This is a genomic window from Pseudomonas sp. B3(2017) (assembly GCF_002113595.1).
Lineage (GTDB): Bacteria > Pseudomonadota > Gammaproteobacteria > Pseudomonadales > Pseudomonadaceae > Aquipseudomonas > Aquipseudomonas ekonensis.
Genome location: NZ_NEIU01000002.1, coordinates 16,445 through 31,336 on the forward strand (window position 1 = coordinate 16,445; position 14,892 = coordinate 31,336).

The following is a 14,892-nucleotide window of genomic DNA, read 5'->3' on the forward strand; positions in this document are numbered from 1 at the left end:
CTGCACGATGTCGGACGCGCGGATCGCGTCGGCACAGCGGCGGTTCAGACAGGCAAGGAAGGCAAAGCAGTACAGATCCGGCGGGGCCGGCAGAGAAGATTCAGGCGCGCCAACGCCAGCGGGCGTGCGCCTTGATGACTTGATCCAGGAGTTTGCTGACGATCAACACGGGGAAGGTCTCGTTCATACGTTCCGGCACAGTAACTTAGCTGGGCAGAGCGTGCAATATGATGGCGGGGCCGGCCGGCGGCCAAATCGGACAAAGCGCGTCAAACCCGGGGAGTGTTCGCGACAGATGGCAAAACGCCGGATGTTTTTGGTACTGTCGTTTCGTTCACTACAACAATAAATAAACGGACTTGCTCATGATCAAACAGACGTTGTTCGTACCGCTGGCCGGATGCTTGCTCGCGATGGCCTGCGCCCAGGCGGTCGCCGCCCCAAACCCTTACTCGAATTTCGTCGTCTTCGGCGACAGCCTCAGCGACGCGGGGACGTTCACCGACAGCGGCGGCCCGGCCGGCTCGGGCAAGCGCTTCACCAACCGCACAGGTCCCGCCTACCGGGACGGCAGCGGCGAATTCTATTCGCTCAACGCCACCCAACTGCTCGGCGGACGGCTGGGTTTCACGCCGGACCAGACCGCCTCCGCCGACTCGGCGGTGCGCGCCAACCAAGGCCTGCCGGACGGCAACAACTGGGCCGTCGGCGGTTACCGCACCGACCAGATCCTGGACTCGATCACCAGCTCGTCCGCCTCCGGCGAACGCACCCGCACCGGCTACCTGCCGTCCAACGGTTTTCGCGCCGATCCGAACGCGCTGTACTACCTGACGGGGGGCGGCAACGACTTCCTCCAGGGCCGTGTCACCAGCCTCGCCCAGGCCAGCGCCGCCGCCGACCGACTGGTCGACAGCGTGCAGACCCTGCAAGGCGCCGGCGCCCGCTACATCATGGTCTGGCTGCTGCCGGACATCGGCCTGACCCCGGCCATCAACGGCTCGCCGCTGCAAGCCTTCACGTCGCAGCTCAGCGCCCAGTTCAACAACGAACTGGTCAGCCAGCTGCAAGGCGTCAACGCCAACGTCATTCCGCTGAACATTCCGCTGCTGCTGGGCGAAGTGTTCGCCAACCCGGCCCAGTTCGGCCTGGCCACCGACCAGAACCTGGTCGCCACCTGCTTCAGCGGCAGCGGCTGCACCGAGAACGCCCGGTACGGCATCAACAGCGCCACGCCGGATCCGACCAAACTGATCTTCAACGACTCGGTGCACCCGACCGAGGCCGGGCAACGCCTGATCGCCGATTACGCCTACTCGCTGCTGGCCGCGCCGTGGGAACTGACCCTGCTGCCGGAAATGGCCCAGGGCTCGCTGCGCGCCCACCAGGACGAGCTGCGCAACCAATGGCTGGCCGACTGGGAGAACTGGCAGGGCGTGGGCCAATGGCGGGCCATCGTGGCCGCCGGCGGCCAGCATCAGGACTTCGACGACCAGAGCGCCGGGGCAAGCGCCGACGGCAACGGCTACAACCTGAACATCGGCGCCAGCTACCGCCTCGACGACGCCTGGCGCGTCGGCGTCGCGGCCGGGCTCTATCACCAGAAGCTCGAGGCCGGCGACAACGACTCGGACTACAAGCTCAATTCCTACATGGGCACCGTGTTCGCCCAGTACCAGCAGAACCGCTGGTGGGGCGACCTGGCGATGACCGCCGGCCGGCTGGACTACGACAGCCTCAAGCGCAAGTTCCAGCTGGGGGTCAACGAGCGCGGGGAGAAAGGCGACACCGACGGCTACGTGCTGGCCATCGGCGGCCGCGTGGGCTACGACATCGCGCCCGAGGCGAGCAGTCCGTGGCACCTGTCGCCGTTCGTCAGCGCCGACTTCGGCAAGGCGCAGGTGGATGGCTACTCGGAAAAAGGCGCGGACGCCACGGCGCTGACCTTCGACGACCAGTCGCGCATCTCCCGCCGGTTGGGCCTCGGCATCCAGGGCAAGTACCAGGTCACTGCACAGACCCAGGTGTTCGGCGAATTCGCCCATGAGCGCGAATACAACGACGATGCCCAGGACCTGACCATCAACCTCAACAGCCTGCCGAACAACCGCTTCACCCTCGAAGGCTACAAGCCGCAGACCAACCTCAACCGCCTGAACCTGGGCGTGAGCCACAACCTCAGCAAGGAAGTCGCCCTGCGCGCCAGCTACAACATCCGCAAGGACGACGACTTCACCCAGCAAGGGGTGAATGTCGGGGTGAGCCTGGACTTCTGACAGGCAGGCAACAAAAAAGCGGCGCCTTTTCAGGCGCCGCTTTCTTTTTGTGGCGAGGGTGACCCGATGTCAGTCCGGGGCCTGCTCGGCCAACGCCACGGCACGGAACATCGCCCGGCGCTTGTTGATGGTCTCTTCCCATTCCAGCGCCGGCACCGAGTCGGCCACGATGCCGCCGCCGGCCTGCACATGCAGTTCACCGTCCTTGATCACCGCCGTGCGGATCGCGATGGCGGTGTCCATGTTGCCGTTCCAGGCGAAATAACCCACCGCGCCGCCGTACACGCCGCGCTTGACCGGTTCCAGCTCGTCGATGATTTCCATCGCGCGGATCTTCGGCGCGCCGGACAAGGTGCCGGCCGGCAGGATCGCCCGCAGCGCGTCCATCGCGGTCAGGCCTTCCTTCAGTTGGCCGGTGACGTTGGAGACGATATGCATCACGTTGGAATAGCGCTCGATGACCATCTTCTCGGTGAGCTTCACCGAGCCGACTTCCGAGACGCGCCCGGTGTCGTTGCGGCCCAGGTCGATCAGCATCAGGTGCTCGGCGATTTCCTTGTCGTCCGACAGCAGGTCCTCTTCCAGCGCCAGATCCGCCTCTTCGGTGGCCCCGCGCGGGCGGGTGCCGGCGATCGGGCGCACGGTGATCAGGTTGTCCTCGACCCGCACCAGCACTTCCGGCGAACTGCCGACCACGTGGAAGTCGCCGAAGTTGAAGAAGTACATGTACGGCGTCGGGTTGAAGCAGCGCAGCGCGCGGTACAGGTCGATGGGCGCGGCCTTGAAGTCGATCGACATGCGCTGGGACGGCACGACCTGCATACAGTCGCCGGCCAGGATGTATTCCTTGATGGTGTCGACGGCTTTTTCGTAGTCGTTTTGAGTGAAGCTGGAGCGGAACACCGGCTCGGCCGCCTGTTGCTTGCCGAAATCCAGGCCCCGGCGCGGGGTGATCGGCTGACGGAGTTTCTCCAGCAAGGCCTGCAGCTGCGCCTGGCCCTGCTCATAGGCGTCGGCCCGGGACGGATCGGCCAGGACGATGGCGTGCATCTTGCCGGCGAGGTTGTCGAACACCACCACGGCGTCGGAGACCATCAGCAGGATGTCCGGCACACCCAGCGGATCCGGGTTCGGGCATTTGCCCAGCCGTTTTTCCACGTAGCGCACGCAGTCGTAGCCGAAGTAGCCCACCAGGCCGCCGTTGAAGCGCGGCAGGCCGGCGATGGTCGGCACGTTGTAGCGGGCCTTGAAGGCCTCGACGAACGCCAGCGGATCCTCGACGTCGTGGCTTTCGGTCTCGACGCCGTCGACGGTGACGCTCACGTGGTGGTCATGGACCCGCAGCACGGTGCGGCACGGCAGGCCGATGATCGAGTAGCGGCCCCACTTCTCGCCGCCTTGCACCGATTCGAGCAGGTAGGAGTTGGGCTGGTCGGCCAGTTTCAGGTAGATCGACAGCGGCGTGTCGAAGTCGGCCAGGGTTTCGCAGGCCAGCGGGATGCGGTTATAGCCGGCAGCGGCCAGGCGCAGGAATTCTTCGCGGATCATGGGGTGCCTCGTGGTGTGAGGTGCAAATCGGTCAGGTGTGCAAACGCGCCGGCAGGGCCGGCCAGGATCACGTCAGGCGCGCCAACGCCAACGGGCCAAGGCCTTGATGACTTTCATCCAGAGTTTGCGGGTGACCACCACGATGGCGTTTCCAGAAGGGGATTGAGAAGCGTCGGGCAACGTTATCCCAGCGGCCGGATCCAGGCAACCGGGAATTAGCGTGCGCAAATCGTCGATCACCAGCGCCGGGGACTCCTCGGCGATCGGCCGCCCGTGGTTGTAACCGTAGGTGAGGCCGACGCACTTGACCCCCGCCGCTTTCGCCGCCAGCACATCGCTGCGCGAGTCGCCGACGAACAGCGACTGCGAGGCCGGGATGCCGGCCATCTTCATGACGAAGAACAGCGCCGCCGGGTCCGGCTTCTTCTGCGGGAGGGTGTCGCCGCCGATGATCCACTTGAAGTAGCGGCCGATCTTCATCTGGTCCAGCAGCGGCGCGACGAAACGCTCCGGCTTGTTGGTGATCAGGGCCATGGCCACGCCCTGCTTGTGCAGCCATTTGAGGGTGTCGCGCACGCCGGGGTAGACCACGGTCAGCTCATGGCTGGCGCCGTAGGCCTCCATGAAGACCTCCAGCGCCCGCTCGGCCTCGGCGTCGTCCACCGCCGAATGGTCCAGACCGCCGGCCAGCGCCCGGCGCACCAGCACCGGCGCGCCGTTGCCGACCCATTCGCGCACCGCCTCAAGGCCAGCAGGCTCGCGGCCGAGGGTGAGCAGCATGTTGTCCACAGCGGCCGCCAGGTCAGGAACCGAATCGATCAGCGTGCCATCCAGATCGAACATCACCAACCGCGGCAGTTGCCCCGGGAACAGCTGCTCAAAACCGCTCATGGACGGGCCGACGCCAGTTCGGAACGCATCTTGTCGATGACTTCCTTGTAGTCCGGCGCGTTGAAGATCGCCGAGCCGGCCACGAAGGTGTCGGCGCCGGCCGCGGCGATCTCACGGATGTTGTTGACGTTGACGCCGCCGTCGATCTCCAGGCGGATGTCGCGGCCCGACGCGTCGATGATCGCCCGCGCCTCGCGCAGCTTGTCGAGGGTGGCGGGAATGAACTTCTGCCCGCCGAAGCCTGGGTTGACGCTCATCAGCAGCACCATGTCGACCTTGTCGATCACGTACTTGAGCACGTCCAGCGGCGTGGCCGGGTTGAACACAAGGCCCGACTTGCAGCCGCCTTCGCGGATCAGCTGCAGCGAACGGTCGACGTGCAGCGAGGCTTCCGGGTGGAAGGTGATGTAGGTGGCGCCGGCCTCGATGAAGTCGCCGACGATGCGGTCCACCGGGCTGACCATCAGGTGCGCGTCGATCGGTGCGGTGACGCCGTACTTGCGCAGCGCCGCGCAGACCATCGGGCCGATGGTCAGGTTCGGCACGTAGTGGTTGTCCATGACATCGAAGTGAACGAAGTCGGCGCCGGCGGCCAGGACGTTGTCCACTTCCTCGCCCAGGCGGGCGAAGTCGGCGGAGAGAATCGACGGAGCAATTACGAAGGGCTGCATGACGCACCTTTTCTGAGCCAAATCACGATGGCGCGCATTGTAGCCTCATGCTTTGGCGCGCGCACCGTGACCGCGATGATTGGGTTGTGCCATGACGGACGGCCGCCGCGCCTCAGTAGGCTGCGCGGTAGATCTTCTCGATGTCGGCGGCGCTGAGCCGGCGCGGGTTGTTGCGCATCAGGCGCTCGATCCCGGCGGCCTCCACGGCCATGGCCGGGATCGCCTCCTGCGTGACGCCGACGCTGCGCAGCCCCGCCGGAACCTCCACCGCCGCGCACAGCTCGGCCATGGCCTGCACGGCCTTGTCCGCCGCTTCGTTGAGGCTCAGGCCGGCGGTCTTCACCCCCATGGCTTCGGCGATATCCTGCATCCGCTCGACGCAGGCCATCTTGTTCCAGGTCATGACATGGGTCAGCAGCAACGCATTGCTCAGGCCATGGGCGACGTTGAAGCGCCCGCCCAGCGGGTAGGCCAGCGCATGCACCGCGCCCACCCCGGCATTGCCGAACGCCATGCCGGCCATCAGGCTGGCGGTGGCCATGTCTTCCCGCGCCTGCAGGTTGGCGCCGTTGGCGTAGGCCTTGGGCAACGCCTTGGCGATCAGCCGGATCGCGCCGATGGCCAGGGAATCGGTGATCGGCGAGGCATTGACCGACAGGTAGGATTCGATGGCATGCACCAGGGCATCGATGCCGCTGGCGGCGGTGACGCCGCGCGGGCAGGTCAGGGTCATCTGCGGGCTGACCAGCGCCACGTCCGGCAACAGGTAGTCGCTGACGATGCCCTTTTTCAGCTGCGCGGCCTTGTCCGAGAGGATCGCGACGTTGGTGACCTCCGAACCGGTGCCGGCGGTGGTCGGGATGGCGATCAGCGGCGGCCCCTTGCGCGGCACCTGGTCGACGCCGAACAGGTCCTCCAGCGCCCCGTGGTAGCCGGCGTACGCCGCGACGCTCTTGGCGATGTCGATGGCGCTGCCGCCGCCCAGGCCGATCAGCCCGTCGTGCCCGCCCTCGCGGTAGGTGCGCATGCAGTCCTCGACGATGGCGGTTTCCGGATCCGGCTGCACCCGGTCGAAGATCTCGTAGTCGCGCCCGCCCATCTGCGCCAGCGCCAGCTCCACGGTGCCGGACTTGACCAGCGCGGCGTCGGTGACGATCAGCGGGTTGTCGACATCCAGCCGCGTCAGTTCCGCCGCCAGTTGCTCGATGGCCCCGGCGCCGGTGATCAGTTTGTGAGCGATCTTGAACGAGGAAAGACTCATTGTGCGCAGCCTCTTATAGGTATGGGAGCTGAGCACAAGCGTAGCTGGGGATTCGGGGTTGTCTGCCATTCAGCGCATGAATGGCCGCCGCGCGGATGCCATCGCCAGCAGGCTGGCTCCCACAATGTTGGCTGCGTTGAATGCGGATGCCGTATCCAGCGAGTATCCCTGTGGGAGCCAGCCTGCTGGCGATGGCGCCGGTGAAGGCGCCGCAAGACAGTGGCTCCCGCAGTGGATGGGACGGCCTCAGACCTGGGTGGTACGCAGTTTCTCGCTGCGCCCGCGCAGCCATTCCAGGGTCAGCAGCAGGATCACCGAAAAGGCGATCAGCAGCGTGGCGGCGGCGGCGATGGTCGGGCTGAGGTTTTCGCGGATGCCGCTGAACATCTGCCGGGGCAGCGTCGCCTGCTCGGGGCCGGCGAGGAACAGGGTCACCACCACCTCGTCGAACGACGTCGCGAAGGCGAACAGCGCCCCGGAGATCACCCCCGGCGCGATCAGCGGCAAGGTCACCCGGCGGAAGGTCACCAGCGGCGAGGCGCCGAGGCTGGCGGCGGCGCGCACCAGGTTGTGGTTGAAGCCCTGCAGGGTCGCGGACACGGTGATGATCACGAACGGCACCCCCAGCACCGCATGCACCACGATCAGCGAGAAGAAGCTGTTGCCCAGCCCCAGCGGCGCAAAGAACAGGTAGCTGGCCACGCCGATGATCACCACCGGCACCACCATCGGCGAAATCACCAGCGCCATCACCAGCGACTTGCCGGGGAAGTCCCCGCGGGTCAGGCCGATGGCCGCCAGGGTGCCGAACACCATCGCCAGCACGGTCGCTGCCGGGGCGACGATGATGCTGTTTTTGAGCGAACGCATCCATTCGGCCGAGGCGAAGAAATCGTGGTACCACTGCAGCGAGAAGCCCTGCAGCGGGTACACCAGGAAACTCCCCGAGTTGAACGACAGCGGCACGATCACCAGCACCGGCAGGATCAGGAACAGCAGGATCAGGCCGCAGAGGATCCGCAGGCTGTAGAACCACACCCGTTCGACGGGCGACATGTAAGGACTCAGCATCTCGGTATTCCCCTTAGCCCAGGCGCAGGCGGCTTGCGCCCACCAGCCAGCTGTAGATCAGATAAAGCACCACGGTGGCCAGGAGCAAGAGCCCGCCGAGCGCGGTGGCCATGCCCCAGTTGATGCTGGTGTTGGTGTAGAACGCGACGAAGTAGCTGACCATCTGATCGTTCGGGCTGCCCAGCAGCGCCGGGGTGATGTAGTAGCCGATGGCGAGGATGAACACCAGCAGGCAACCGGCGCCGACGCCGGCGTAGGTCTGCGGGAAGTACACCCGCCAGAAGCTGGCGAACGGATGGCAGCCGAGGGAGATCGCGGCGCGCATGTAGGTCGGCGAGATGCCCTTCATCACGCTGTAGATCGGCAGGATCATGAACGGCAGCAGGATGTGCACCATCGAGATGTAGACCCCGGTGCGGTTGAACACCAGTTCCAGCGGCTTGTCGATGATGCCCATGGCCATCAGCGCGCTGTTGATCAGGCCGCCCGACTGCAGCAGCACGATCCACGCGGCGACCCGCACCAGGATCGAGGTCCAGAACGGCAGCAGCACCAGGATCATCAGCAGGTTGCTCTGACGCGACGGCAGGTTCGCCAGCAGGTACGCCAGCGGATAGGCCAGCACCAGGCAGATGCCGGTGATGACCAGCCCCATCCAGAACGTGCGGGCGAAGATGTCCAGGTAGATCGCCTGGTCCGGGGTGGCCGGGGCCAGTTCGCCGAGGTCGTCGATGCGGTGATCGACCGCCGCCAGCAGGTAGAACGGGGTGAGGCTGCTGGTGTTGCGCTTCACCGCTTGCCAGTAGGCCGGATCGCCCCAGCGTTCGTCGAGGCCTTCCAGCGCTTCTTTATAGGAGGCGGGTTCGGTGGCGAACGGCAGGCCCCGGGCGGTTTTGGTCAGCAGGCTGCGGTAGCCGGCCAACTCCATGTTCAAGCGCTTGGACAGATCGCCCAGCGTCTGATTCTTGCGGGCCTCGGCGAGGTCTTCGCCGGCCGCCTTGTAGACCGCTTCGGCGGGCAGGCCGCGGCCGTCCCAGCCGGCAATGGCCGCCACGGTGCGCGGCATGCCGCCGACCACCTCCGGGTTGCCGACGCTCTTGTAGAGCAGCGCCACGATCGGCACCAGGAACACCAGCAACAGAAACAGCACCAGCGGCGCGATCAGCGCCTGGGCCTTCCAGCGGTTGACCCGCTCGGCGTGCTTGAGCCGCTGCTTCAAGGTGGGGCTGTTGCCCTCGTTCAGGGGAACGGCGATGGCCATGACGTACTCCGCAAATCTTCGGGATCGGTAATGTGGGAGCGAGCCTGCTCGCGAAGAGGTCAGCACGTACAACTTTCAGGCTGACCGGACGAGCGCTTTCGCGGGCAGGCTCGCTCCCGCAGGAGTGGGGGCGAACCCACCCCTGCGGGGCGTGTTACTTCGCTGCCCAGGAGTTGAAGCGCTGCTCCAGTTGCTCGCCGTTGTCAGCCCAGAAGCTGACGTCGATCTGCACCTGGTTGGCGATGTTTTCCGGGGTGGTCGGCATGTCCTTCAGGACATCCTTGGCCAGCAGCGGCACTGCCTGGGTATTGGCCGGACCGTAGGCGATGTTTTCCGAGTAGGTCTTCTGCTGCTGCGGCTGCACCGAGAACGCGATGAACTTCTTCGCCGCTTCCGCGCGGGCCTTGTCCAGGCCTTTCGGGATGGCCCAGGCGTCGAAGTCGTAGATGCCGCCGTTCCACACGACCTTGAGGTTGGATTCCTTCTGCACCGCCGCGATCCGGCCGTTGTAGGCCGAGCTCATGACCACGTCACCGGAGGCCAGGTACTGCGGCGGCTGGGCGCCGGCTTCCCACCACTGGATGTTCGGCTTCAGCTCGTCCAGTTTCTTGAAGGCACGATCCTGGCCGTTCTTGCTGGCCAGCTCCTTGTAGACGTCCTTGGGCGCGACGCCGTCGGCCATCAGAGCGAATTCGAGGGTGTACTTGGCGCCCTTGCGCAGGCCGCGCTTGCCCGGGAATTTCTTGGTGTCCCAGAAATCGGCCCAGCTGGTCGGTGCGGTCTTGAGCTTGTCGGCGTTATAGGCCAGCACGGTCGACCACACGAAGAAGCCGACGCCGCACGGCTGGATCGCGCCCTTGACGTAGTCTTCGCCCTTGCCGAACAGCGCAGGGTCGAGCTGCTCGAACATGTCTTCGTCGCAACCGCGGGACAGCTCCGGCGACTCGACCTCCACCAGGTCCCACGACACGCTCTTGGTGTCGACCATGGCCTTGACCTTGGCCATCTCGCCGTTGTACTCGCCGGCGACGATCTTGCCGTTGCCCGCCGCTTCCCACGGGGCGTAGAAGGCTTTGACTTGCGCGGCCTTGTTCGCACCGCCAAACGACACCACCGTCAGGTCGGGACCTGCGGCCATAGCGCTTGCCGCACCCATCAGGCCCAGGGTCAGGGCGGTGAACTTCAGGGATCTCAACATTTATTGTTCTCTCCACGTGCAGGTTGGTGTTGGTGTTGCGGGGGCGATCAATGCGCCTCTTGAAGAGGGTCGAGCGCGCGGACGTGCTCGACCTGCCAGCCGAGCGGCACCACGTCGCCGACGCTGAGCGCAGGATCGAGCTCGGCGATCGGCTGTTTCACGAAGAAGTCGGTCTTGCCGCAGACTTCCAGGCGCACCCGGACGTGGTCGCCCAGGTAGATGAATTCGGCCACCCGTCCGGAGAAGCGGTTGACGCAGCGGTCGCTGGAGCCGTTGAGGCTCACCCGCTCCGGACGGATCGACAGGGTCACCGGCTCGCCGCTCTGGCCGACATTGACCGCCAGCGCCTCGACCTTCTCCCCGCGGCCGAGCTCGACTACGCAGCGCTCGCCGTCCTGGCTGACCAGTCGGCCGTGGAGGCGGTTGTTCTCGCCGATGAAGTTGGCGACGAAGGTGTTCTTCGGCTCTTCGTAGAGGGTGCGCGGCGGCGCGATCTGCTGGATCTCGCCCTGGTGGAACACCGCGACGCGGTCAGACATGGTCAGGGCTTCGCCCTGGTCGTGGGTCACGTAGACCACGGTCACGCCGAGGCGCTGGTGCAGGTGCTTGATCTCCATCTGCATGTGTTCGCGCAGCTGTTTGTCGAGGGCGCCCAGAGGTTCGTCCATCAGCACCAATTGCGGCTCGAACACCAAGGCGCGGGCCAGGGCCACACGCTGCTGCTGGCCGCCGGACAACTGCCCCGGATAGCGTTGGGCGAACGCATCGAGCTGCACCATGCCCAGGGCCTTCTTCACCTTGTCGGTGACGTCGCTCTTGTTCAGGCCGCGCACGGTCAAGGGGAACGCCAGGTTCTCGGCCACGGTCATGTGCGGGAACAGGGCGTAGTTCTGGAACACCATGCCGATGTCGCGCTTGTGCGGCGGCACGTTGTTGATCGCACGGCCCGCCAGCAGGATTTCCCCGGCGGTCGGCGTCTCGAAGCCGGCGAGCATCATCAGGCTGGTGGTCTTGCCCGACCCGGACGGCCCGAGCAGGGTCAGGAACTCGCCTTTGCGGATGTCCAGGTTGAGGTCTTTGACGATCAGGTTCTCGCCGTCGTAGCTCTTCTGCACTCCACGAAAGCTGACCAGCACATCGCTGGCCCCTGCGTTTGTTTCGACCTGGCTCATACCCGCACCTTTGTTGTTGATGACTGCTGTGGGCTTAAGCCTAGTGGCTGTCCCCAGCCGCGCAAATCGGGGTGCAGGAGAGATTCGCCTCAGCCGGATGGAAGGTTGGGGGTAGGGATCGCCCTACAAGGATGGCGCGTTTGGGCAAATGCAGCGGCACGCTTGCAGCTACGTGCCGCCAGTGCGGGCAGGGGCCGTGTCGCGGATGGATATGCCGACACCTTTCCTTGTGGGAGCGGGCTTGCCCGCGAAAGCGTCGGACCTGCCAGCATGGGTGTTGAATGTGACGGCCCCTTCGCGGGCAAGCCCGCTCCCACAGGGTTCTACAGTGACCGCAAACGTTGCGTTCAACCAAACCCCCTGTGGGAGCCAGCCTGCTGGCGATGGCGGCCACAGGGCAACGGCAAAGGTCAGAGCAGCTTGTGTTCCATGGCGTACTTCACAAGTTCAGCGAGGGAGGTGATGTTGAGCTTCTGCATCAGCCGCGCCTTGTGGGTGCTGATGGTCTTGCTGCTCAAGGCCAGTTGTTGGGCGATGTCGTTGACGTTGGCGCCCTGGGCCAGGCGTTCGAACACGGAGAATTCGCGCTCCGACAGCAAGGAATGCAACGGCCGGGCATCGGTCAGGCCGACTTCGAAGACCATGCGGTCGGCCAGTTCCGGGTCGATGTAGCGCCCGCCCGCCGCGACCTTGCGGATGGCGGTCAGCAGCAGCGACGGGTCGCTGTCCTTGGTGGCGTAGCCGGCGGCGCCGACCTTCAGCGCCCGGGCGGCCATCTGCGCCTCGTCGTGCATCGACAGCACCAGGATCGCCGGCGGGTTGTTCAGCGCACGGATCCGCGGAATCGCCTCCAGGCCGTTGACGCCCGGCATCGAGATGTCCAGCAGCACCACCTCGCACGGCACGTTGCGCAGGGTGTCGAGCAACTGTTCGCCATTACTCGCCTCCCCCGCCACCTGCAGGTCCTTGGCCAGGCCGATCAATTGCTTGATGCCCTCGCGCACGATGGTGTGGTCTTCGGCTACCAGTACACGGATCACGTCGCTCTCCATTCTTGTTGTTTCAGAGCCCATTTCATTCGCGGACAAGGCGCCGCACCGTCAGGCCTCATTCACCGGCACCCGCACCACCAGGCTGGTGCCCTCTCCCGGCTCGCTGTCGAGCTGCAGGCTGCCGCCCATGATCAACACCCGCTCGCGCATGCCCACCAGGCCGAACGATGTCGGCCGGCCGGCTGCGGCGACAAATCCTACGCCATCGTCACTGACCGTCAGACACAGTTCGTCGCCTTCAAGGGCCAGCGTCACTTCCACAGTATGCGCCTGGGCATGGCGCATGACATTGGTCAGCGCCTCCTGGAGGATCCGGAACAGGCCGACGGCCTTGGCGTCGCTGAGGGCCGGCAGGTTGTCCGGCACTTGCACCAGGCACGGGATCTGGGTGCGCGCCTCGAAGCGCCGGGCCTGCCACTCGATGGCCGACGCGATCCCGGCGTCGAGGATCGGCGGGCGCAGCGCCGTCGCCACGTCGCGCACCAACTGGAACAGCTGGGCGATCAGGCGCTTCATGCTGTTCAGGCGTTCGTGCAGCCCAGGGTCGAGCTGCGCGTAGGCCAGTTCGCACATCGATGTCTCCAGTTTCAGCACCGTGAGCATTTGCCCCAGCTCATCGTGCACTTCCCGGGCGATGCGCGCCTTTTCCTCTTCGCGCACGCTCTCAAGGTGCGCCGACAGTTCACGCAGCTGCTCGCGGGAAGCCGCCAGCTCCAGTTCGATGCGCTTGCTTTCGCTGATGTCCCAGACGATGCCGTCCCAGACGTAGGCACCGTCCTCCAGTCGACGGGTGATCGCCTTGATCTCGGCCCAGCGCTGCTCGCCCTGGCGGGTGAGGATGCGGCCCTGCCACGACCAGTCGCTGTCGGTGTCCAGGGCGCGATCCTGGGTCTGGTGATAGCTGGCCCGGTCATCCGGATGCACCAGGCTGCGCAGGCCCATGTCGCGGTGGGCGATGGCGGCCGGGGCGTAGCCCACCAGGGTCTCGCTGCCTTCGCTGATGTAGGCGAAATCGATTTGCCCGGTCACCGGCGCCCGCTCCAGCCGGAACACCAGGCCCGGCACGTTGGCAGCGATGCCCTTGAGCCGCGCTTCGCTTTCCTGCAAGGCCGCCAGGGCCCGGCGGCGTTCGGTGACGTCGGTGAGGTAGACCACCAGGTACTCGCTGTCGCGGAACCTGAGGAAACTCAGCGACACATCCGCCGGCAGCACGCTGCCGTCGGCCCGCACGCACAGGCTTTCGAAGCTCAGCGGTTCTTCCTCGCGGGTCCTGGCGCGCTTCCACAGGTTCAGCCAACGATCCATGTGCAGGCCCGGTTCGAAGTCGATCAGGGGACGCTCGATGATCCCGCCCGGCGGATAGCCGAGCATGGTCTCCGCCGCCCGGTTGGCGTAGCGCACATGGCTGTCCCAGTTGACCCAGAGGATGCCGACGGTGCTTTGGTCGATGGAGAACTGGGTCAGGCGCAGGGCCTCTTCGCTGGCGGCGCGCAGGGCGATGTCCTCCCGTGCGGCCAGCAGGCGCTGTTCGAGGCTGTGCTGCTGGCGCCGCTGCCAGGCCACCAGGGCCGCGCAGATGAGCAGCAGCACCGCGAACAGCAGGCTCAGGTTCTGCCAGAACCCCGGCGACTCCGTCAGCCGCGGATACTTGGGCTGCAGCCAGCGGCTGTGCAGACGCTCCAGATCCTTGGCCGGAACCGACCGCAGCGCGCTTTCGACAATGCCGGCCAGCTCCGGCCAGTCCCGGCGCGTGGCCACCCGCAGCAATTGCGGCAGGCCGATGTCGCCGACCACCACCAGACCGGAGAACTCCGGCTCCACCGACAGGCGCCCCAGCTGCGCCTCGTCGACCACCGCGTAGCCGGCCTGCTGGCTGAGCAGCAATTGCAGGGCCTGACGCTCCATCGGCACGCCTTGCAGGTTGAGGTGCGGGTAGTTGCTGCGCAGATAGTCCGCCGTCACGCTCGGCATGCGCACGGCGACGCGGGTCTGGCTGTCGAGCTTCTCCAGCTCCACCGTGCCGCCGGCCTTCTGGTCGCTGACCACCAGTTGCGGCACGCGCATGTACGGATCGGAGAACTGCCACAGGCGCAGCGCAGCCGGCGTCTGGGTCAGGCCCGGCGCGATGTCGATCTCGCCGTCCTGGGCGGCGGCCTCCAACTGCGCCAGGTCAGGGAAGTTACGCCAGGTCAGTTCGACGTCGAGGGCCTTGGCCAGCCAGTTCATCAGGTCGACGTTGGGCCCGGACAACCGCTGCAGGCGCCGGTCGTACTGCGCATACGGCGCCTGCAGCACCAGGCCGACCCGCAGCTCGCGGTGCTGCGCCAGCCATTGCCGCTCGCCGGTTGTCAACTGCGCGGCATGGGCCGTGGGCGCAGGCGCAGCCCAGCCCATCAAGGGAAACCACAAACAGCCGATAACCCACAGGCAGCAAAATCGCATCATCGAAGTCTCGTACACTGACAAATTCTGACCAACCCATTAGGCTGCC

The 14,892-nt window shown here is 65.9% G+C and carries 11 protein-coding genes; 1 reads left to right on the top strand and 10 read right to left on the bottom strand.

The annotated features are described in order from the left end of the window. Positions 1-365: 365 nt before the first annotated feature. Positions 366-2,276: an esterase EstP gene (gene estP / locus CAG33_RS02740; RefSeq protein WP_085636815.1), complete on the top strand. Its 1,911-nt coding sequence runs from the start codon at positions 366-368 to the stop codon at positions 2,274-2,276. A gap of 69 nt (positions 2,277-2,345) precedes the next feature. On the opposite strand, the gene trpE is transcribed toward estP, so the two are convergent. The 10 genes from trpE to CAG33_RS02790 form a co-directional block, all read right to left on the bottom strand. Continuing rightward, positions 2,346-3,824 carry an anthranilate synthase component I gene (gene trpE, locus CAG33_RS02745; RefSeq protein WP_085629930.1) on the bottom strand — a complete coding sequence of 493 codons (1,479 nt, stop codon included), beginning with the start codon at positions 3,822-3,824 and terminating at the stop codon, positions 2,346-2,348. Positions 3,825-3,896: 72 nt separating this feature from the next. Beyond that, complete coding sequence (locus CAG33_RS02750; RefSeq protein ID WP_085629932.1) at positions 3,897-4,715, bottom strand: phosphoglycolate phosphatase; 819 nt, start codon at positions 4,713-4,715, stop codon at positions 3,897-3,899. Continuing rightward, the gene (rpe, locus tag CAG33_RS02755; protein ID WP_085586240.1) at positions 4,712-5,386 is read right to left on the bottom strand and encodes a ribulose-phosphate 3-epimerase; all 675 of its coding nucleotides are present in this window, start codon (positions 5,384-5,386) and stop codon (positions 4,712-4,714) included. Before rpe ends, CAG33_RS02750 begins: the two co-directional genes overlap by 4 nt. A 112-nt stretch (positions 5,387-5,498) precedes the next feature. After that, positions 5,499-6,647 (bottom strand): iron-containing alcohol dehydrogenase, encoded by a 1,149-nt coding sequence (locus tag CAG33_RS02760; RefSeq protein WP_085586242.1) that lies wholly within the window; start codon positions 6,645-6,647, stop codon positions 5,499-5,501. A gap of 246 nt (positions 6,648-6,893) precedes the next feature. Then, positions 6,894-7,718, bottom strand: a complete 825-nt coding sequence (locus tag CAG33_RS02765; RefSeq protein WP_085586244.1) for an ABC transporter permease — start codon at positions 7,716-7,718, stop codon at positions 6,894-6,896. Positions 7,719-7,731: 13 nt separating this feature from the next. Next, positions 7,732-8,979, bottom strand: a complete 1,248-nt coding sequence (locus tag CAG33_RS02770; RefSeq protein WP_085586246.1) for an ABC transporter permease — start codon at positions 8,977-8,979, stop codon at positions 7,732-7,734. Positions 8,980-9,133: 154 nt separating this feature from the next. Next, positions 9,134-10,177, bottom strand: a complete 1,044-nt coding sequence (locus CAG33_RS02775; RefSeq protein ID WP_085586248.1) for an ABC transporter substrate-binding protein — start codon at positions 10,175-10,177, stop codon at positions 9,134-9,136. Between the two features lie 47 nt (positions 10,178-10,224). Next, on the bottom strand, positions 10,225-11,349 hold the full coding sequence (locus CAG33_RS02780) for an ABC transporter ATP-binding protein (protein WP_085586250.1): 1,125 nt from the start codon (positions 11,347-11,349) through the stop codon (positions 10,225-10,227). A gap of 410 nt (positions 11,350-11,759) precedes the next feature. After that, positions 11,760-12,401: a response regulator transcription factor gene (locus CAG33_RS02785; protein WP_170929946.1), complete on the bottom strand. Its 642-nt coding sequence runs from the start codon at positions 12,399-12,401 to the stop codon at positions 11,760-11,762. A 48-nt stretch (positions 12,402-12,449) separates the two neighbouring features. Next, on the bottom strand, positions 12,450-14,846 hold the full coding sequence (locus tag CAG33_RS02790; protein WP_085636818.1) for a PAS domain S-box protein: 2,397 nt from the start codon (positions 14,844-14,846) through the stop codon (positions 12,450-12,452). Between the last annotated feature and the right edge of the window lie 46 nt (positions 14,847-14,892).